Raw genomic sequence first — 21,193 nt, 5'->3', positions numbered from 1 at the left:
AAAAAACTTTAACCTTTTTATATCTATAGGTAATAACTAAAAATGGAAAATATGGTCCAGAATTATTAAGAGCTAAACTATCATTTGAAGGGTTATTCTTTCAAATATAATTGCGCGATGATTCCTTTCCGTTATCTGTTGAACATGTAAATAAGAGGGACTTTATCACCACTCTTTTACTTACAAAATTTAGTTCTTAAGAAATTCACTATCATTATTATGTGTACCAAAAGAATCAAATTTCCAAATTTTACAATTTTTACCTAAACTTCCAATTCATTTTCGATTATTATTTTATTAGAGTCCCTAAACACTTATTATACATATCTGAAAATCAAGGGATTACAAGATTATTAGGGGGAAGTGTGATGAGGAAAATTTCAAGGCTGGTCGTTCCGACGGCAATGGCTCTAACTATGGCAGTGTCTTCTACAGCCCTTGCAGCGCCGCAATCAAACCCAAACGGACCTTATGTAGAAAACGAGCAAAATATCTCGCTCTCAAGCTACATGTCCAATGAAGAGTTAGCCAAAAAGCTTCAAAAACTGGAAGCCTCCTCAAAAGGCAAGATGAAGCTGGAGATTGCCGGATATTCAAATTTGGCTCCTGATGGCTACCAAACTGAAGAAGAAAAGGGCGATCCATTGTATGTTGTAAAGTTTGGAGAGGCTGATCCAAACAAGAAACGGATTCTCATTACCACTCAAATTCACGGAAATGAGCAAATCGGCACTGAAGCAGCCATTGATATTATCCAAAAACTATCAAGCGGCGGCAAGGAAGTAGATGAAATACTAGATAAGGTGTCAATCTGGATTATGCCGCGCATCAATCCAGAAGGCGCCGATAACCAATATGAAGGAACTTGGTATCCGACCAGGTATACACACCAAACATGGCTTCCAGGAAATATCGGATTACCAGGTGATACTACGGCACCTTGGTACTACAACGCCGACGGCAGTGAACGCGCACAAAACAATAACGGCCGAGTCGTATACGGCATTCCTGGATATGACCAAAATCGTGACTACAATCCGAACTTAGACTTCAGAATTGAAAATCAAGACAAATCTCAGGTAGCAGCATTTTTAAATAGCAGGACAACAAATAACAGCAATTACGGAGGATTTTTTGTAACGGCTGAGGCTCGTACTGTTTCCTCTGTCTTCAAAGAATTTAGACCAGACGTATACGTAGATGTTCATCACCGAGGCTTCAATACCGTTTCAGATGAAGATAACCGCTCCGTTCCAGTTCAATTTGCGGCAGTGGTTGCCGACCCTTACACAGATCCTTTCACCGGAAAACAATATGAAGTAGATGCAGATGTTCTGAAGCTGGGCAAACAAGTAAATGCCCTGTCCAATCTGGCATTACAGCGAGGCTTCTCACATTATGGAGCCATTCAAAAATATCGGGATGTGAACCTGCCTGGTACGGCTCTCGGTGCATTTGCGTTAAATGACGCTGCGATTATGCTGATCGAAATAAAAGGACAGAGCCAAACACTTGGCCAAAAACAGGCTGGTATGCTAAAGGAAACTGTTAAAGTTCCATTGTATGAGGTATTTAAAGGTCTGGCTGACGGTTCCATTTACAATGTTGATCCTCAAGTTTACGATGACATTCCGGAATCCTCGAACAGTATCAGTGATCCAACAACACGAGACGCTGACACAGGTTTTTAAACATGGGAAAAAGCAAAGAGCAGTGATTGATAGAATCACTGCTCTTTGCTTATAAAGCTATAATTGTTTAGATTTTTAGAACAGAGGATAATTATATATAAAGGTTATTAGTATTAATTTGATCAAATTTTATTTTAAAGCAACAAATGTATCTGCAATATTAAATAAAATCACAAAATTCAAGCATAAATTCCCTAAAAAATAAAGCAAAAAACCACCAACATATGTATTGGTGGAGACGGTGGGAGTCGAACCCACGTCCAGACATAACGGCACTTAAGCTTCTACGAGTGTAGTCGACATATTCATGTTTCGCTTACTCATTTGCCTGTCGACAGGCGTCTGAGCAGCTAGTCTGATTGTTCTCTTCCTTCATCCTCAGACGGTGGAATCCGGCGTAGCCCACTTAGAGTGAGTCCCTGACCCTACCACATGGGCAATGGAGGGAGGAACAGCTATCGACTGTTATTAAGCAGCGAAAGCTAAGTTGTTGTTTTGTTTGCCAGTTATAGGCTTTGACGTTTTAACGAGGCCGATCCCCTCGACTCGCAACCTAAGCTCGAACTATCCCTGTCGAATCCGTAACGTCCCCAGTATAAGAATGGAGCGTACGAGAATGAATAGCAAGCATTGTTTGCTGTGTTATTCAGTTGTCATCGTTACAAGAATAATTATAGCATGTTTCTTCAAAAAATCAATTGTAAGTTATTGTAAAAATACTACATCTTTTGACGTTCACGGAAAGCTCGTTCAATATCACGTTTTGCTTCTTTTTTCTTCAAGTCATCACGCTTATCGTATTGCTTCTTCCCTTTACCAAGCCCAATTAATACTTTTGCAAAACCGTTTTTTAAATATAATTTTAACGGAACAATCGTATAACCTGTTTCCTTTGTTTCACCTATTAGTTTATTAATTTCCTTGCGATGAAGCAATAGCTTTCTCGTTCTCAATGGATCATGATTATAACGATTTCCTTGCTCATACGGACTGACATGCATGTTGTGCAAATATAGTTCCCCGCGTTCAATTTTCGCAAAGGAATCCTTTAGATTCGCTTTGCCTGCTCGAATCGATTTAATTTCTGTTCCTTGAAGCACTATACCAGCTTCAAACGTATCTTCAATAAAATAATCATGGTACGCTTTTTTATTTTGTGCTAATTGCTTGCCTACTCCTTTTGGCATCTTGCTCTCCCCTTCTTTAGAGAGGATGATGACTCATCCTCTCTCATACATTATCTCTTTTTTGGTTTTTTCTTACGCTTAGCAGACGGCGCATTTTCATAAAACTTTTTCTTTTTTTTCGGTTTTCGTTCAGACGAGGAACGTTCAGAGTTTCGACCTCCACGTCCTTCATCACGACCATTTCGTCCGCCGCGGCCGCGCTTTTTCTCTCCTGCATTTGCTTTAAATACACGTTTCTCACCAGAAGATGGACGTGGACGACTCACTTTCATACCGATAATTTCAAAATCAACTGCACGCTCTTCTTTATTTACATTGCTAACCCGAATCGAAATTTCATCCCCAATTCGGAACACTTTTCCTGTTCGTTCTCCTACCATCGCTAGTTGACGTTCATCAAAGCGATAATAATCATCAGTCATATAGCTTACATGAACAAGCCCTTCAATTGTGTTTGGCAACTCCACAAACATACCAAAATTCGTAACAGAACTAATAATTCCATCATACTCTTCGCCAATTTTATCAAGCATATATTCTGCTTTTTTCAGCTCATCTGTTTCACGCTCAGCATCTACAGCGCGACGCTCCCGCTTAGATGTATGATCTGCAATATCAGGCAGCAAGGAATCCCATTTTTCTTGTGTAGCAGGGTCCAATTTGCCTTCAATTAAATACGTGCGAATAAGGCGGTGTACAATTAAATCTGGATAACGGCGAATCGGCGATGTGAAATGTGTATAGAATTCCGTAGAAAGACCAAAGTGACCTAAGCTTTCCGGGTCATATTTCGCTTGCTGCATCGAACGAAGCATGACCGTAGAAATGACCATTTCTTCCGGCTTGCCTTCTACCGCTTCAATAATTTCTTGTAAAGCCCGTGGATGCACTTCATTCGCTGATCCACGAACAAGATAACCAAAGTTTGTAATGAATTCGAAGAAGCGTTGTAACTTCTCTGGCTTTGGATCTTCATGAATTCGATAAATAAACGGAACATCTAACCAGTGGAAATGTTCTGCTACTGTCTCATTCGCTGCCAACATAAACTCTTCAATTAATCGTTCTGCCACAGAGCGTTCGCGTAGAACAACGTCCGATGGATGCCCTTCTTCATCAACGAGCACTTTTGCTTCTTTAAAATCAAAGTCAATGGCTCCGCGATTCATCCGTTTACGACGCAGAATCTCAGCAAGCTTCTCCATTTCTTGGAACATCGGAATAATCGGCTCATAACGCGCAAGCAATTCTTCATCTTGATCCAATAAAATTTTATTCACATCGCTGTACGTCATTCGTTCTGTCGTTTTAATCACACTTTCAAAAATTTCGTGCTGTACGACTTCCCCTTCAGGCGTAATTTCCATTTCACATGATAAAGTAAAACGATCGACTTGTGGATTCAAAGAACAAATACCATTTGATAAACGATGCGGAATCATCGGAATCACTCGGTCTACTAAGTAAACACTTGTCCCTCTTTCTAACGCTTCTCGATCAATAGGTGAACCTTCTGTTACATAATGACTAACATCGGCAATATGAACGCCCAGCTTGTAATTGCCATTATCGAGCTTCGTAACCGTAACGGCATCATCCAAATCTTTCGCATCAGCACCATCAATCGTTACAATCACATCATTTCGTAAATCACGGCGATTGCCGATTTCACTTTCCGCAATAGTATCTGGCACAGCATTCGCTTGGTCCATCACTTCCTGAGGAAACTCTAATGGCAAACCATGCTTATGAATCACAGATAAAATGTCCACACCTGGGTCATTTTTATGGCCAAGAATTTGAATGACTTCTCCTTCTGCACTTGTACGCCCTTCAGGATAAGAAGTTAGTTTTACAACTACTTTATGTCCCTCAATAGCGCCGCCATTTACTTGTTTTGGAATAAAGATATCGCTTGCAATCTTTTTATCATCTGGGATGACAAATCCAAAATGTTTACTTTCAGAATACGTACCGACAATCTCCGTTACGCCCCGTTCAAGAATTCGAATCACGGTTCCTTCTCGTCTTGAACCGCTTGTTTCCGTAGAAACTCGAACCATAACAGTATCGCCGTGCATCGCGCTCTTTGTTTCATTTGGTGGAATGAAAATATCATCTGCACCTGGTTCATCTTCAGGTGTAACAAAAGCAAATCCCTTCGCGTGCCCAGACAACTTCCCACGAATTAAATTCATTTTTTGCGGCAGGCCATAGCGATTGCTTCTCGTCCGAATGACAAGACCCTTTTCTTCCATTTTGACAAGCGCCTTCACAAAGTTCTTAAAATCTGCTGAATCTTCAATTCCTAGAGCTTCTTCTAACTCTTGAACAGTTAACGGCTTATATGCCTCTTCTTTCATATAAGATAGAAGCCGCTCGATATGTTGATCGATTTGTTCTTCCATATTCAAAACCCTCCTTACATTAGGGTATATTTTTACTCATTCCAATCTAAACTTTCTAAAAATGAAAAGACATCTTCATGCAATTGTGCACGTTCCTTATCTAGCGTAATGACATGGCCTGATTCCTCATACCACTTTAGTTCTTTCATTGAAGATTGTACAGAATCATAGATAATATTGGCACTATCTATATTAATCATCGCATCATGCCGCCCTTGAACAACGAAAGTTGGCGCATAAATATGATCCACATGATTCCGTACATCCGTAATTAATTGCTGCAACGCTTGTAACGTATTCATCGGTGTTTCTACAAACTTCTTCATTTCTAATTCGATTTGCTCAGGTTCTTTTCCCTCATGTTTTTTAAAATTACGAGCGTATTGCAAAACACCCTCATACATGATTTCTTCGCTTTTTATATACATTGGTGCACACATTGTTACAATACCCTTAATAGGGACAGTATATCCTAATTTAAGAGAAAATACGCCTCCAAGAGACAGTCCTGCTACGGCAATTTCCTCATGACCTTTCTGTTTCAAAAAATCATAGCCCGTTATTACATCTTTCCACCAATCCACAGGACCTGTTGTGACTAACTCTTCTGGTGGGACACCGTGACCTTTATAGTGCGGTGCGTGACAAGTATAACCTCGTTGTTCTAAAAAACGGCCAAGCATTCGAACATCAGATGAATTCCCAGTGAATCCATGCAGCAATAATACAGCACGTTTCCCGCCTTCAAATGTAAAGGGCTGCGGCAATCTAATCTTCATTCCAAAAACTCCTTTTACACGAAACGTTTATATCTCTTCATAAATAGGGAAAAATATTCTTACCATACTAATTTTTTCATTTACTACTTCTCAACTATACCTGCTAAAGTCATAAAAGCGCAAGGCGAGTGTTTCTTAGCTCAAACTAGACACCAAAGAGGAACGAAACTTTATACGTTTAGCTATAACAAAGCTTATACTTAAAAAAAGAACATAGAAAAAAGCCTAGCTCATTAGCTAGACCTCTTTAATATCCGTTTATTCAAAATAAGCGATCAGCAACGTTAAAGCAAAGAAAATAACAGATAATACAACTGTCGCTCTATGTAGAACTAAATCTAAGCCACGCGCTTTTTGTTTACCGAATAATTGTTCTGCACCACCGGAAATGGCGCCAGATAGACCTGCGCTTTTTCCTGACTGCAGTAATACACAAGCAATCAATGCGATACAAACGATTACTAAAAGTGTCACTAATAAAGCATGCATGCATGAACACCTCCAAGACATTACTTTTACTTTACCATATTCAAAAGAAAAGCGAAAGCACCTCGGGCAGCTCGCGAAGAAAATAGGAAGAGGCCCGGAAAGGCGTTCTTTGCCTTTCGGTGACTCTTATCTTTTTCACAGCGAGCTAGGTGCTGGCGCTGGACAACACGAAAAGCGAAAGCACCTTGGGCAGCTCACGAAGAAAATAGGAAGAGGCCCAAAAAGGCGCTCTTTGCCTTTTGGTGACTCTTATCTTTTTCACCGTGAGCTAGGTGCCGGCGCTAGACAATCAGAAAAGCGAAAGTACCTTGGAACGTTCATAAATAAACTAGGAAAAATTCTACAATCTGGTGTCCTTAAGTAAAAAAATTGAATCTTCATTTCTTTTCTACCTAAACTTTGAGATAATTTCTATAGGCTCTAGAAAGAGGTGTCGTTGATGCTACAAAATATATTGCGATTTCTCGATTTTCTAGCTATCATTTTATCTGGTATAGCTAGCTATGCTTTATGGACAAGCGGCAGCAATATCGTCAGCATGTTACTAATCGTCCTTTCCCCTATTTTGCTTTTGCTTGCAAAATATCAAGGAAATCGATTATTGCTATTTGCAGCCTATGTTACAACAACTATTTATTTTACAGCTATTATTTACAACGGTTTATCCAATAGCCCTATTGACTTTTTCCAAGCTGATTTTCGTATATTACTTTTTGGACTCATTGCCGTCGCATTAAGTTTAATTGCCGCTGTTATTGGATTTGGAACAAATACGTTAACGATTCTTTGGCTCTCACTTCAAGGCATCGTCCTATATGAAACATTTAGTCAATTTCCTGCTAACCGTTTTTTAGAACATTTTTGGTCGGCACCTATTATCGATGCTGTTGTTCGTGATGATTATCCCATTTTATTAATGGTTATTTGGATTGGATTATTCCTTGATAAATATCAGAAAGAACTACAGCGCGAATATTGGTTTCGATAAGTACAAATGAAGGAGTCTTACTCATGTTAAAACAAGCAATTACAGCAACCGCCCTATCTTCCTTGTTATTCATTTCAGGTTGTTCATTTACGCAGCAAGATAATCAACATATTTCTCAAGAAAAAGAACAAAAAGAGCCAGCTGCACAACAGCAGGAAGAGCTCGAAGAAATACGTGAAGTGGCAGTTGACCAATCCGCCAAACCAGCTCAAGCAGGGCTGTACACGTTAGCCGAACCTGAAAATATTGCTGTTCTTGTGAATAAAGAATATAGCCTTCCGGAAGATTATAAACCTGCTGATCTCATTTATCCGAAAGTAGACTTTATTTTTAAAGAAAAAATTGAAAAAAGAATGATGCGAGCGGAAGCAGCAAAAGCTTTAGAAAAAATGTTCAGAGCCGCTAAAAAACAAAACTTACATTTAGCCGGTGTTTCCGCCTATCGTTCTCACGAAACCCAAGTATCACTTTTTAACAACTATGTAAAACGCGACGGCCTAGAGAATGCTAAAACATACAGTGCCCTTCCAGGAACAAGCGAGCATGAAACAGGATTGGCTATCGATGTCACAACAGCTGATGGGGCCTGTGCTGCGCAAGATTGTTTTGGGGATACGGCAGAGGCAGAATGGCTGGCGAAACATGGACATGAATACGGTTTTATTATCCGTTACCCAGAGGGAAAAGAACATATTACGGGCTATAAATATGAACCTTGGCACTTACGTTATCTGGGGATAGAAGCAGCAACAGAAATTTTTGAAAACGGTATTACATTAGAGGAATATTATAATGCTGTACCTGTTGATACAGAAGCAACAAAAAAATAATATGCAAAAAAAGTGCCTAATCCGTTTATTAGGCACTTTTTATGTTATTATCGAGTAGCTTAACATAGGCTAAAAATATTGGAGGAATTTCATTAGAGAAATAACGGGGAATATCCAGTTATTCTTAACTGTTTTATCTACTTTTTTGAGAGGGGAATACCATGCAAGCACAAACGCAAGAAAAGACTCAACAAGAGGAGAGGCAGTATAGAACCTTTCCGATTTTACTATCGTTTTTAATTGCTGGATTTATCGGTTTATTTAGTGAAACTGCGCTAAATATCGCACTGAACGACTTAATTCAAATTTTCGCCATTCAACCTTCAACCGTTCAATGGTTAACAACAGGCTATTTATTAACACTCGGCATATTAGTTCCTGTATCAGGACTCCTACTTCAATGGTTTACAACGAGACAGCTCTTTATTACATCACTCATTTTCTCCATTATCGGAACGCTTATTGCCGCTCTTGCGCCAAGCTTCGAGATTTTATTAGCAGCTCGTGTTATTCAAGCCATTGGTACAGCACTGCTTTTACCTTTAATGTTTAATACGATTTTACTGATTTTCCCGATTCATAAAAGAGGGTCTATTATGGGGCTTATCGGTCTCGTCATTATGTTTGCACCTGCCATCGGTCCAACGATTTCAGGATTGGTTATTGCAAACCTTAGCTGGCATTGGATTTTCTGGATGGCTCTTCCATTTTTTGCCCTTTCCCTTATATGCGGAATTATGTTTATGGAAAATGTATCAACGATCACAAAACCAAAAATTGATATAGTATCGATTATCTTATCCACATTTGGCTTTGGCGGAGTCGTTTATGGATTTAGTGTCTCAGGAGAAGGAGAAGGCTGGGGCAGTTCAAAAGTAATCATCGCTTTACTTGTCGGAATCATTGCGCTTATTTTGTTTACTATTCGACAATTATCGATGCAGCAACCGATGATGAATTTACGCGCCTTTAAATTTCCAATGTTTACATTAGGTGTCATCCTCCTTTTTATTGGAATGATGACGATTCTGTCCTCCATGATTATGCTGCCGCTCTATTTACAAAGCGGGTTGGCGCTATCCGCCTTTGCTGCCGGACTTGTTTTATTACCAGGCGGTATTCTCAACGGGTTCATGTCACCTGTTATGGGACGTTTGTTTGATAAATATGGTCCGAGATGGTTGGTTATTCCTGGGATGGTCATTGTAACTATTGTTCTTTGGTTGTTCAGCAGCGTTTCCATGGATACAGCCATTACTCTTGTTGTTGCTCTACATATTTTCTTAATGATTGGTGTTTCCATGATCATGATGCCTGCTCAAACAAATGGTTTAAATCAACTGCCGCCACAGTTTTATCCGGATGGTACAGCCATTATGAATACGCTCCAACAAGTAGCAGGAGCAATTGGTACAGCTGTTGCCATAACCATTATGTCAGCTGGTCAGAAAAGCTATATGAGTAACGTGACAAACCCTAATGATCCATTAAATGCTGTTAACTCTTTAAATGCAGGTATTCAAGATGCCTTTGTATTCGCTCTAATCGTCTCCGTGATTGGGCTCATATGTGCCTTGTTTATTAAACGTGTAAACGTTGAACAAAAAAACTAGCTCCCTTCCGAGTTAGTTTTTTTGTTTGGTTATCCAGATAACTATATTGTTTCATTTAACCGCTCGATAAAATCATGTAATTTATCTAATGTAATGAGGTTATAATTACATTTCTGACTATCTTCACAAATATAATTCCCTCTTTTAATAAATGTGCCTTGTTCTCCCCCTCTTCCTTTTGCTTCAGACATAAACATTCCTACTTTCTCATGGGCATTACATAATGTGCAAATGCCTTTTTTATTTAAACTCGTAAAGGTTCCTTGTAGACCTTTCAGCTTATGATTATGTCGAGCTATTATATACTTTCTATTGGATCCTTTATCATACCAACTTACATATGAAGTTTCCTTTAAATTCACATTTTCTAATCCAGGGACCTTTAGCTTCTTTGCTTTCGGAAACAATTTCTTTATCGTTTGCTCCGTTATCGTTTGAAAAGGAATCACATACGGTTCCACTTGTAAAAGAAAGGCCTCGGCTCCTTCATTATCTTTCACATCCATAATTGGAGTGAGCAACTGTTCTTGTTCCTCACTTATCTCTTCGAACAAACTGAATACTTTTTCTTTTGCAAGTGTCTTTAATGTAGTCAAAACATGTATATCATTAGCAGTTGCATGACCATTTATTAAAATCTGCGTTTGCCTGCGGATAAAGTTATATTGGTCACTTCTTATAAACGGCTCCATCTTTATCACTCCTACTTATAAAAAAAATAATCTTATCTAGCTTTTACTTTAAAAGATTCACTTTTTTTATTCAATGTAGAAAATGAGTAAGAAACAAATTCGGCATATTAAAAAACACAACTTATCGCCCATAATGGCGAAAGTCGATGTTTTTTCTTATACTATCATCCGCTTGATATTATAAATTCTGACGATAATACAAAAAGCACTGGTGACCTCTATACAAGATCCTCAGTGCTGACCACTCTTATTTAGAATATACAATCTTCTTAATTGTTTCTACGGAGAGACAATATTCCTCAGCTAATTGATCCATCTTTGACCCGTTTTGAAAGGCCTTTCTAATATGAATGTTTCGATCATCAATCCACTTTCTGCTTCCAGAACGCGTCCCCCATTTCTGATGAGCTGCTTCTGGTTTTGGAATATAAATCGTTGCTCCTTGAACATATTTTTGAATTTCATTAATAAGCGCTTTCGGTAAAACAGCCGTCGCTTTTACATATTTCATTTCTGCCAGCTCCTTATTTTTTAAAAATGAAAATAAGGTGCAAAGCCGTATATCAGAAATGAATCTATGCTTACTTGGGCGATATTCGTTTAATTAAAAGTCCGCCCCATGCAAAGAATCGCCTTCCCAATACTAGGCTTTGCATGAGTCGCTGCAGATTCTGGCAAGCTTATCCTGTTTGCCATTTTCTCCACCTCCCTATAATTGATATTATTATAAAGTAAATGACAGTTTCTTGCATCTTGTTTACTTTTTATCGAAAAAAACCTCCTATTAATGCGGATTACTCACACATAAATAGGAGGTTTCAAGCCATAAACGTTGTATGACACAATTCAGCCAACTTTTACTATGTCAAAATTAGCGTTTGATGTTGTAGAAAGATTTAAGACCATCATATACCGCTAAATCGCCAAGCTCGTCTTCGATGCGAAGAAGTTGGTTGTATTTTGCGATACGGTCTGTACGTGACATAGAACCTGTTTTAATTTGACCGGCATTTGTTGCAACAGCGATATCAGCAATTGTTGTATCTTCTGATTCACCAGAACGGTGAGAAACAACCGCTGTGTAACCAGCGCGTTTCGCCATTTCGATTGCTTCAAATGTTTCTGTTAATGTACCGATTTGATTTACTTTGATTAGGATTGCGTTTCCTACACCTTGCTCAATACCTTGAGCTAGTTTTTTCGTATTTGTTACGAATAAGTCATCGCCTACTAATTGAACGCGGTCACCAATGCGCTCTGTTAATGATTTGTGACCTTCCCAGTCATTTTCATCTAAACCGTCTTCGATAGAGATGATTGGGAATTCATTTACCAATTCTTCGTAGAAAGCAATCATTTCTTCAGATGTTAAACCTGTACGTCCTTCACCAACAAGATCATATTTACCTGTTTCCTTGTTGTAGAACTCAGAAGAAGCAACATCTAGTCCTAAGTAAACATCTTCGCCTGCTTTATAGCCAGCTTTTTCGATTGCTTCAATAATTACTTCAAGCGCTTCACGGTTAGAACCAAGGTTTGGAGCGAATCCACCTTCATCACCAACTGCTGTGTTTAAACCTTTAGAAGCAAGAACTGATTTTAATGCATGGAATACTTCCGCACCTGTACGGATTGCTTCTTTAAATGTAGGAGCTCCTGTTGGAAGAATCATAAATTCTTGGAAGTCTACGTTATTATCTGCATGTGATCCACCGTTGATGATATTCATCATTGGAGTTGGTAATTGCTTCGCATTGAATCCGCCAAGGTAACGGTATAATGGCAGCTCAGCAAATTGAGCAGCTGCATGAGCAGCCGCCATAGATACACCAAGGATTGCATTTGCTCCTAATTTCCCTTTGTTTTCTGTACCGTCTAAAGCAATCATCGCACGGTCAATGCCTACTTGATCTGTTACATCGAAGCCCATAATAGCTTCAGCGATAATTTCATTTACGTTATCAACTGCTTTTTGAACACCTTTTCCAAGGTAACGAGATTTATCTCCGTCACGAAGTTCTACTGCTTCATATTCACCAGTTGAAGCACCTGATGGCACGATTGCACGTCCGAAAAATCCGGATTCTGTTCCTACTTCTACTTCTACTGTTGGGTTTCCACGAGAATCTAATACTTCACGTGCATAGACATGTTGGATATATGGCATAATAAATCTCTCCTTTTTTGTTCGTAATTATATAGTGATTAGGGATTTCCCTGTCATCTCAACAGGTTTTTCAACACCAAGCAAATGTAACATTGTTGGAGCTAAATCACCTAAAATACCATCATTTCTTAATGTTACCTCATTTTTGGTCACAATAATAGGCACTGGATTTGTCGTATGAGCGGTCATTGGATTACCTTCTAATGTTATCACTTCGTCAGCATTTCCATGGTCAGCTGTAATAATCGCTGTCCCGCCTTTAGATACAATTAAATCAACAACGCGACCTAGACATTCATCAACTGTTTCAATAGCTTTTACAGTTGGCTCAAGCATACCAGAATGTCCGACCATATCAGGGTTAGCAAAGTTTAAAATAATCGCATCAAAACGATCATTTTCAATTTGCTCCACTAATGCATCGGTCACTTCATAAGCACTCATTTCTGGTTTCAAATCATATGTAGCAACCTTTGGTGAAGCAATCAAAATTCTTTCTTCACCTGGGAATTCATCTTCACGTCCACCGCTCATAAAGAACGTAACATGTGGATATTTTTCCGTTTCGGCAATACGCAGCTGCGTTAAGCCGTTTTGCGAAAGAACTTCCCCTAATGTATTATCAAGATTTGTTGGCTTAAAAGCAACATATCCATCTACTGTTTCTGAAAAGTGTGTTAAGCAAACGAAATGAAGGTGCTTCGGATGCTTGTCCCCGCGATCAAATGAACGGAAATCTTCATTTGTAAACGTGTTTGAAATTTGGATGGCACGGTCTGGACGGAAATTATAGAAAATAACCGAATCATCATCTTGAATCGTAGCAACCGGCTTGCCTTCTGCATCCGTCACAACGGATGGCAGAACGAACTCATCATAAATTCCATTCGCATAAGAGTCGTTTACACACTCAAGTGCTGATATATAAGCCGGACCTTCACCATACACCATAGAGCGGTAAGATTTCTCTACGCGCTCCCAACGCTTATCGCGGTCCATAGAATAATAACGTCCAGAAATCGTCGCGAATTGACCTACACCAATTTCCTTCATTGTTGCTTCTGCTGCTTCAATATAGCCTTTTGCTGTTTGTGGACCAACATCGCGACCATCTAAAAAACCATGAACGTATACATTCTTCAAGCCTTCTTTAGCAGCAAGCTTTAACAACGCATACATATGATCAATATGGCTATGAACACCACCATCTGAAAGTAATCCCATTAGGTGAAGGCTTGTACCTTTTTCCTTAGCATGATTGATTGCATCAAGGAATGTTTGGTTCTGAGCAAACTCCCCATCCCGAATCGCAATATTCACTCGTGTTAAACTTTGGTACACAATTCGACCTGCACCGATATTTAAATGACCAACTTCCGAATTCCCCATTTGCCCTTCAGGTAGGCCGACCGCTTCCCCGCTTGCTGTTAAATGGGAATGAGGATATTGACCCCAATAACGATCAAAATTCGGTTTTTTTGCATGAAAAACTGCGTTTCCCTTTTGTTCAGAACGGCATCCAAAGCCGTCCAAAATAATTAACGCAACTGGTGCCTTACTCATAACGTCCCGCCTCCAATAATTGTAAGAAAGAAGCCGTTTTCAAACTGGCTCCACCAACTAACGCACCATCAATATCAGGTTGCGCCATATATTCTTTAATATTCTCTGGCTTCACACTTCCGCCGTATTGAATACGGACTTCTTCCGCTGTTGATTGCGTCATTTGCTTCGCTACAACCGCACGAATATGAGCACATACTTCATTCGCATCTTCCGATGATGAAGATTTACCCGTTCCAATCGCCCAAATTGGCTCATACGCAATCACAGTTTGCTTCACTTGCTCTTCTGTTAATCCTTCAAGAGCTTTTTCAATTTGGCCGCCAACAAAATCAAACGTTTGTCCCGCTTCACGCTGCTCAAGTGTTTCACCGCAGCAAACAATCGGGGTTAGTCCATGCTTAAAAGCCGCATGTACCTTTTTATTTACTGCTTCATCTGTTTCATTAAACAGCTCACGACGCTCTGAATGGCCTAAAATAACATAATCCACATCAAGATCAGCTAATGCCGCAGGGCTAATTTCCCCCGTAAAGGCACCGCTTTCTTCAAAGTGCATATTTTGAGCACCGATTTTAACATCTGTTTTTTCGGATGCTTGAACAAGCTGACCAAGAAAAAGAGCTGGAGCACAAACAACCGTGTCTACTTCATTAGATGTTGGTACTTGCTGACCAATTTCTTTTACAAAAGATGTTGCTTCTGAAAGCGTTTTATGCATTTTCCAATTTCCTGCAATAATCGGTTTACGCATTTCATCCATCCCTTCATTCTATTATACGAGCTTTTATTTATCGTTTAACGCAACAACACCCGGCAGTTGTTTCCCTTCCATAAATTCAAGAGATGCGCCGCCGCCTGTTGAAATATGTGACATTTTTTCAGCCAAGCCAAACTTTTCAGCTGCAGCTGCCGAATCACCACCGCCAACTACACTATATGTATCAGTTGAGTCTGCTAAAGCTTGAGCGACTGTTTTTGTCCCATTTGCAAATTTATCAAATTCAAATACACCCATTGGGCCGTTCCAAATAACAAGCTTCGATTCTTTAATAATATTCGCATATAGCTCGCTCGTTTTTGGACCAATATCAAGTGCCATTTGATCTGCTGGGATGCTATCAATGTTCACAGCTGTCGCTTCTGCATCTGCAGCGAATTTTGGTGCTACAACAGCATCAACCGGCGTATGCATCTTTACACCCTTCGCTTCTGCAGCCGCAATAAAAGCTTTGGCCAGTTCTATCTTATCTTCTTCAAGAAGAGATGTACCAATTTCATATCCTTGTGCTTTAACGAAAGTAAAAGCTAATCCACCGCCAATGATTAAGTGATCTACTTTTTCAAGCAGGTTTTCAATTACATCAATTTTATCTTTTACTTTTGCGCCACCAATAATCGCTGTGAATGGACGCTCAGGATTCGCTAAGGCATTACCTAATACATCTAATTCTTTTTGCATTAACAAGCCGGAAACAGCTGGCAGGTAATGGGCAATTCCTTCTGTTGATGCATGGGCACGGTGAGCTGCTCCAAACGCATCGTTAACATAGACATCTGCTAACTCGGCAAATGCTTTTGCTAACTCCGGATCATTCTTTTCTTCACCAGGATAAAAACGAACATTTTCTAATAATAAAAGACCGCCTTCTTCTAGCTTATTGACTTCAGCTAATACGGCCTCCCCATATGCTTCGTCCACTTTATGTACTTCTTTATCTAGTAATTCACTTAATCGCTTGGCAACTGGTGTTAAACGTAGTTCTTCCACTACTTGACCTTTTGGACGACCAAGATGGCTAGCTAGAATCACTTTTGCCCCTTGTTCGACTAAATAAGAAATCGTTGGCAACGCTGCTTTAATTCTTGTATCATCTGAAACTTGTCCATCTTGCATCGGAACGTTAAAATCCACCCGACAAAATACACGTTTTCCTTTCAGCTCTACATCTTTAATCGACTTTTTATTCATAGTGTAAAGAACCTCCTTAAAATTGGTCCGTCTTTTTATTTATCTGTCAAAAAGGGAGATGCCGATGAAGCCTGACTCTCCCTGTTCTCTTTTTCAGTATAATCTGTTTGCTTTGTTTTATCCAAAAACAGGTTATCACGGATATAACTGCACAACCCTATCTATGATATCATTTTCCGTATTATTTTTTTAGTGGAGTTTTAAAAAAATCTCACAAAAGTGAGATTTTTTTAAAAACTCTTTTCTTACAACACAATAAACGGGCAATCCCTCTCCTCAAGATTATGAGGAGGGGGATTGCCCGTAAATGCAACTAATCATTAATTAAGAGAGTGTGAAGCTTCACTTTATAATCCTTTAGACGCTATATAGTCAATTAAATCAAGAATTCGATGAGAATAGCCTGTTTCATTATCATACCAAGATAGTACTTTAACTAAATTACCTTCCAATGCCATTGTTGATAAAGCATCAATTGTAGAAGAAGCAGGACTTCCATTATAGTCACCAGATACTAATGGCAATTCGCTATAATTAAGAATTCCTTTTAACTCCCCTTCAGATGCTGCTTTCAATGCTGCATTTACTTCTTCAGCTGTTACATCTTTTTCAAGTTCCACAACAAGGTCTACAATCGACACATTCGGTGTAGGTACACGTACAGCCATCCCATTTAACTTTCCTTTTAATTCAGGTAAAACTAAAGCAACAGCTTTTGCAGCTCCTGTCGAAGTAGGAATCATATTCTCTGCTGCAGCACGCGCTCTTCGATAATCTTTATGAGGAAGGTCGAGCACTTGTTGATCGTTTGTATATGAATGAATAGTTGTCATCATACCGCGCTTAATTCCGAACTGATTTTGTAACACTTTCGCAAATGGTGCCAAGCAGTTTGTAGTACAAGATGCGTTAGAAAGAACGTGATGACTCGCTGCATCATATTGTTCTTCATTGACTCCCATAACGATTGTAATATCCTCATCTGTTCCAGGTGCTGAAATAATAACCTTTCTCGCTCCAGCTTCTAAATGTTTCGCTGCATCTTCTCGTTTTGTAAAGCGGCCTGTTGATTCGATAACAACATCAACACCCAATTCCCTCCAAGGTAATGACGCTGGATCACGTTCTGCTAATACCTTTGTCTTATGACTACCGACAATTAGATACTCGCCATCGACTGATACTTGTTCGTCAAGTGTTCCATGAACAGAGTCATATTTCAACAGATGAGCCAACATATTGGCATCTGTTAAATCGTTAATCGCTACAATTTCAATATTTTGGTTTGCTAATGCTGCACGAAATGCGACACGCCCAATACGTCCAAATCCATTGATTCCAACTTTTATTGTCATTATAAATTCCTCCTTAAAGTTCATCCTAGCTTTTCTTTTCAACCAGAGATTAATTCTCGGGCTGCAGCTTCATCTGTAATAAGAACAGTTGTAGCATGTGTCCCCCTTATATAACTCCGAATGGCTTTCGCTTTCTTTTTACCCCCTGCAACTGCAATCACTTTCTTTTCAGGAGTAAGATCCTCTAGCTGTAGACCGACCGTTAACACTTTGTGAACAACTTCTCCATCTTCACTAAAGTAATATCCAAATGCCTCACCAACTGCCTTTTGTTCCACTAATCGTGTTAGAACACTTGGCTCAGACTTTCTTCTTTCCGCCATTACCAACGCTTCTCCAATTCCATGAATGACCATCTCTGATGACTTTATCGTCGAAATCACTTCTTTCATGGACGGCTCCTTCATCAAGGAAGCATAAACTTCATCACTTAATTGATCTGGAACATAGAGAACTTTGTATGAAGCGTGAACTTTTTGTGCCATTTTTTCAACAATCGTATTAGCTTGATTTTGAGACATCTCACCGACTCCACCGCGTGCGGGGACAAAGGTAACTCCTTTGCTATATTCATCCGAAACAAGAGAATCTGCCACAGCAGCCATTGTCGAGCCTCCCGTAATAGCAATGGTCCTTCGATTTTTCCATTCATGCTTCATGTGAGCCGCACAGGCTTTTGCTAATTCTTTTTTCACCCACTGTGACTCATCACAATTGCCGGACACAATAATGACTTCATCAATTTGAAGCATCTCCCGTAACCTTTGTTCCAATATATTTATCCCCATTACTTCTCGCATAATCCCCTCTAATTGTTCAAGAAGCTCCTGCCCTTCTTGAGAAAGATTCATTCCTGAACTATGCACTTCAAGAAGATTCTGGTTTTTTAAAAAGTCAACTTCACTTCGAAGCGTTCGCTCTGTCAATTGCAGATGATTAGCCAGACTTCGACGTCCTACAGGCTCCATAGCCTTCACATACCGAAGAATGTTGTATCGTTTTTGCATCGTTTCTAAGAGATCAGGTAATAATTTTCTCTGTATGTCTAATAATATTTGCATTCGTATAAACTCCTATCCAGACCAAAGGGACACTATACGTCCCGCATATGACTTTATTGTCCCACGAACACCAAAAAAATATCCCTGCTATAATGTTATTCTAGCAGGATTATAATCGTTCTTCAAATATTAATTAAAAAATTATCTCTTTATTCTCTGTAGCAATTCCTCTTTCCATACATGACCATACTGAACTATTTCCCCTTGCCATTGCACAACAGGAATCATTATTCCATACCGCTCGGTTAATTCATCACTACAGTCAATATCAATTTCTTCATATAAAATTCCCATCTCCGTCTTTATTTCTTCAAGTACGAGCTTTGCTTGATCACATAAAGAACATTTTTTTCGACTGTATAATTGAAATGCATTCACTGCCAATTACCATCATCCTTTTTAATCAAAGCGTTTCCGTTTCGACGACGACGGGATTCCTAATTGTTCACGATATTTTCCCACCGTTCGGCGCGCTAATACAAGACCGTGTTCTTTTTGTAATAGCTCAACAAGATCTTGATCCGAAAGCGGCTTTTTCTTATTCTCTGTCTTAATTGCAGCGGCTAATAAATTCTTAGCCTGTAGTCCCGAAATATCTTTCCCATAATCGGTCGATGAAAGAGAAGTAGAGAAAAACGTGCGCATGTCAATCGTGCCAAATGGAGTCTGTACGTATTTTCCTTTTACTGCACGACTAACCGTCGATTCGTGAATGTCTAACTCATCGGCTACATCCTTCATCGTCATTGGTTGTACGTATTCTAGTCCATGATAAAAGCATTTTGGTTGTTTTTCCACAATGCAGCGCATGACTCGTAAAATGGTTTCCTTTCGCTGTTGAATTCCGCGTGAAATCCATTGATACTCCTGCCATTTCTCTTGAACAAATTGCTTAACCTGTTTATCTTGATGCTGTTTCATTCTATGAAAATATTGTTTATCAACACTTAACTTTGGTGTATTGCCATCTAGATCGCCGATAAATAATTGGCCGTCACGAACTTCAACAATGACGTCCGGCACAATATATGTCGATTTTTCTTGATGAAAGTATGAAGCTGGTCGTGGATTAAATGTCTGAATATAATCAAACACTCTTTGAATGTCTTGTAAAGATACACCTAATTGCTTACTAAGCTCTTTCCATCGTTTATTAGCAAATTCAAGAAAGTAGTCTTGTAAAATCATTTCGGCTAATGGCTCTCTAGCATCTGCATAGGCTTGAATCCATAAACATTCTTGAAGGTTTCTTGCCCCCACACCATGCGGTTCAAGCTGTTGGAGTAACTCCAGACTGTTTTGTAACGCATCAAAGGTAATAGAAGGGGTACATAAGTCCTCTAGTTGAACACGTAAATAACCATTTTCATCTAAATTTTGAATAAGAAGATTGAAGGCTCTCTGCTCTTCTTTCGCTAATTTTTGAAGATTTACTTGTGATAGAAGATGGGCTTCAAGCGAAGGATGGTCTTCACTTGCTTGCTCAATCCAGTAATCCGAATCATAATCTTTCTTCGTCCGTTTTCGTTTTTTTCGATCCATTCCTAGATGAAAAATTGTAGATGAAGGCTCATCAACGGATAATAAAGGATTCTCCATCATTTTATTTTCTAAAAAGGCAGAAAGCTCCTGCGTCGAATATTGTAAAAGGGCTATCGATTGAGTTAACTCTTGAGTCATTGCCATTTTTAACGTTTGCTGTTGAAACAATCCGGCTTTCATATTCACTTGCAAATCCCTCCCCAACTCTATTTTACAATATTAGAAAAAAATAACATACACCTTTTCTTGAAAACGCTTACCTTTTTATTTGTTTTTATTCACTATATGTTGCAATCATACATTTACGACAAAGATTGACGAATGCATGCTAAAAAATTTATCCCGCACTTAGCAGGCAGTAAGAACCCACCCTAAAACTCATGAGGAAACAAAGAAGATAGGCGAGAAATAACTGCCCGTAAAGGTCCGATTGGTAAACCTTCACCAATCAGGTGCGTACGGTCACTTGATTGAAGCGAAGCGGAAATCTCAGTAACCGCAGGACGTGGCTAACCATCAGTGAAGGGTGAAAGTTTCACTTTATGAATCTTTCAAATTAAGAGGTAGAGTAAAGGAATGGCTACGTGAATAAATAGTAGGTAATCACTCTGCAAAATAAAAAAAAGCCCCCTCCTTCACTTTATGAAGGAGAAAGCTTTTGGACGCCCTCGGCAGGAATCGAACCCACATCTCAAGAACCGGAATCTTACGTGCTATCCGTTGCACCACGAGGGCAAAATCATTTTTTTAATACAGTTCATTATAGGCTAGATAAGATATGTTTGCAAGTGAATTTATGGTTTAAATTTGCCACGTTTGGATATGATGGATAAAGAACTTTCACGGTTAATTAAAA

General features: G+C 39.2%; 18 protein-coding genes, 1 tRNA gene and 1 other RNA gene. 4 read left to right on the top strand and 16 right to left on the bottom strand.

Annotation, left to right across the window (positions count from 1 at the left end):
* Positions 1-368: 368 nt before the first annotated feature.
* On the top strand, positions 369-1,691 hold the full coding sequence (locus V7068_RS09115) for a M14 family zinc carboxypeptidase (RefSeq protein ID WP_499712429.1): 1,323 nt from the start codon (positions 369-371) through the stop codon (positions 1,689-1,691).
* Positions 1,692-1,921: 230 nt separating this feature from the next.
* Here the strand turns inward: V7068_RS09115 and ssrA are convergent.
* From ssrA to secG, 5 genes are all read right to left on the bottom strand, one after another.
* Positions 1,922-2,283: a transfer-messenger RNA gene (gene ssrA / locus V7068_RS09110) on the bottom strand.
* 127 nt (positions 2,284-2,410) lie between these two features.
* On the bottom strand, positions 2,411-2,878 hold the full coding sequence (gene smpB, locus V7068_RS09105) for an SsrA-binding protein SmpB (RefSeq protein ID WP_252287308.1): 468 nt from the start codon (positions 2,876-2,878) through the stop codon (positions 2,411-2,413).
* Between the two features lie 50 nt (positions 2,879-2,928).
* Positions 2,929-5,286: a ribonuclease R gene (gene rnr / locus V7068_RS09100; RefSeq protein WP_499712427.1), complete on the bottom strand. Its 2,358-nt coding sequence runs from the start codon at positions 5,284-5,286 to the stop codon at positions 2,929-2,931.
* 32 nt (positions 5,287-5,318) lie between these two features.
* On the bottom strand, positions 5,319-6,065 hold the full coding sequence (locus V7068_RS09095) for an alpha/beta hydrolase (RefSeq protein WP_499712425.1): 747 nt from the start codon (positions 6,063-6,065) through the stop codon (positions 5,319-5,321).
* Between the two features lie 258 nt (positions 6,066-6,323).
* Positions 6,324-6,554 (bottom strand): preprotein translocase subunit SecG, encoded by a 231-nt coding sequence (gene secG, locus V7068_RS09090; protein ID WP_127761997.1) that lies wholly within the window; start codon positions 6,552-6,554, stop codon positions 6,324-6,326.
* A gap of 439 nt (positions 6,555-6,993) precedes the next feature.
* On the opposite strand from secG, the gene V7068_RS09085 reads away from it, so the two are divergent.
* The 3 genes from V7068_RS09085 to V7068_RS09075 all read left to right on the top strand — a co-directional run bounded on the left by V7068_RS09085 (position 6,994) and on the right by V7068_RS09075 (position 9,985).
* Complete coding sequence (locus V7068_RS09085; RefSeq protein WP_252287311.1) at positions 6,994-7,542, top strand: hypothetical protein; 549 nt, start codon at positions 6,994-6,996, stop codon at positions 7,540-7,542.
* 23 nt (positions 7,543-7,565) lie between these two features.
* Positions 7,566-8,372 carry a M15 family metallopeptidase gene (locus V7068_RS09080; RefSeq protein WP_499712423.1) on the top strand — a complete coding sequence of 269 codons (807 nt, stop codon included), beginning with the start codon at positions 7,566-7,568 and terminating at the stop codon, positions 8,370-8,372.
* 161 nt (positions 8,373-8,533) lie between these two features.
* Entirely contained in the window at positions 8,534-9,985 is a 1,452-nt protein-coding gene (locus tag V7068_RS09075) for a DHA2 family efflux MFS transporter permease subunit (protein ID WP_499712421.1), read from the top strand.
* 41 nt (positions 9,986-10,026) lie between these two features.
* Here V7068_RS09075 and V7068_RS09070 read toward each other — a convergent pair whose 3' ends face one another.
* The 11 genes from V7068_RS09070 to V7068_RS09020 all read right to left on the bottom strand — a co-directional run bounded on the left by V7068_RS09070 (position 10,027) and on the right by V7068_RS09020 (position 21,072).
* A complete protein-coding gene (locus V7068_RS09070; RefSeq protein ID WP_499712419.1) occupies positions 10,027-10,677 on the bottom strand; it encodes a FusB/FusC family EF-G-binding protein in 651 nt (216 codons plus the stop codon).
* A gap of 247 nt (positions 10,678-10,924) precedes the next feature.
* The gene (locus tag V7068_RS09065) at positions 10,925-11,188 is read right to left on the bottom strand and encodes a CD3324 family protein (RefSeq protein ID WP_499712417.1); all 264 of its coding nucleotides are present in this window, start codon (positions 11,186-11,188) and stop codon (positions 10,925-10,927) included.
* Between the two features lie 360 nt (positions 11,189-11,548).
* Entirely contained in the window at positions 11,549-12,844 is a 1,296-nt protein-coding gene (eno, locus tag V7068_RS09060; RefSeq protein ID WP_375349568.1) for a phosphopyruvate hydratase, read from the bottom strand.
* Positions 12,845-12,871: 27 nt separating this feature from the next.
* Positions 12,872-14,407: a 2,3-bisphosphoglycerate-independent phosphoglycerate mutase gene (gene gpmI / locus V7068_RS09055; RefSeq protein ID WP_499712415.1), complete on the bottom strand. Its 1,536-nt coding sequence runs from the start codon at positions 14,405-14,407 to the stop codon at positions 12,872-12,874.
* Positions 14,400-15,161, bottom strand: a complete 762-nt coding sequence (tpiA, locus tag V7068_RS09050) for a triose-phosphate isomerase (protein WP_499712413.1) — start codon at positions 15,159-15,161, stop codon at positions 14,400-14,402. Before tpiA ends, gpmI begins: the two co-directional genes overlap by 8 nt.
* A gap of 33 nt (positions 15,162-15,194) precedes the next feature.
* Entirely contained in the window at positions 15,195-16,379 is a 1,185-nt protein-coding gene (locus V7068_RS09045; RefSeq protein WP_499712411.1) for a phosphoglycerate kinase, read from the bottom strand.
* Between the two features lie 347 nt (positions 16,380-16,726).
* Positions 16,727-17,734, bottom strand: a complete 1,008-nt coding sequence (gap, locus tag V7068_RS09040; protein ID WP_499712409.1) for a type I glyceraldehyde-3-phosphate dehydrogenase — start codon at positions 17,732-17,734, stop codon at positions 16,727-16,729.
* A gap of 38 nt (positions 17,735-17,772) precedes the next feature.
* On the bottom strand, positions 17,773-18,795 hold the full coding sequence (locus V7068_RS09035) for a sugar-binding transcriptional regulator (RefSeq protein WP_499712407.1): 1,023 nt from the start codon (positions 18,793-18,795) through the stop codon (positions 17,773-17,775).
* A 141-nt stretch (positions 18,796-18,936) separates the two neighbouring features.
* Positions 18,937-19,173, bottom strand: coding sequence for a glutaredoxin family protein (locus tag V7068_RS09030; protein ID WP_499712476.1), 237 nt, complete (start codon positions 19,171-19,173; stop codon positions 18,937-18,939).
* Positions 19,174-19,194: 21 nt separating this feature from the next.
* A complete protein-coding gene (rpoN, locus tag V7068_RS09025; protein WP_499712475.1) occupies positions 19,195-20,517 on the bottom strand; it encodes an RNA polymerase factor sigma-54 in 1,323 nt (440 codons plus the stop codon).
* Between the two features lie 483 nt (positions 20,518-21,000).
* A tRNA-Arg gene (locus V7068_RS09020) sits at positions 21,001-21,072 on the bottom strand.
* Positions 21,073-21,193 lie beyond the last annotated feature (121 nt).

Origin of the sequence: Bacillus sp. JJ634, assembly GCF_036962285.1 — a bacterium.
Classification (GTDB): Bacteria; Bacillota; Bacilli; order Bacillales; family DSM-1321; genus Peribacillus; species Peribacillus asahii_A.
Note: the sequence above shows the minus strand (reverse complement) of the source record. Positions and strands in the feature narration are given on the sequence as shown.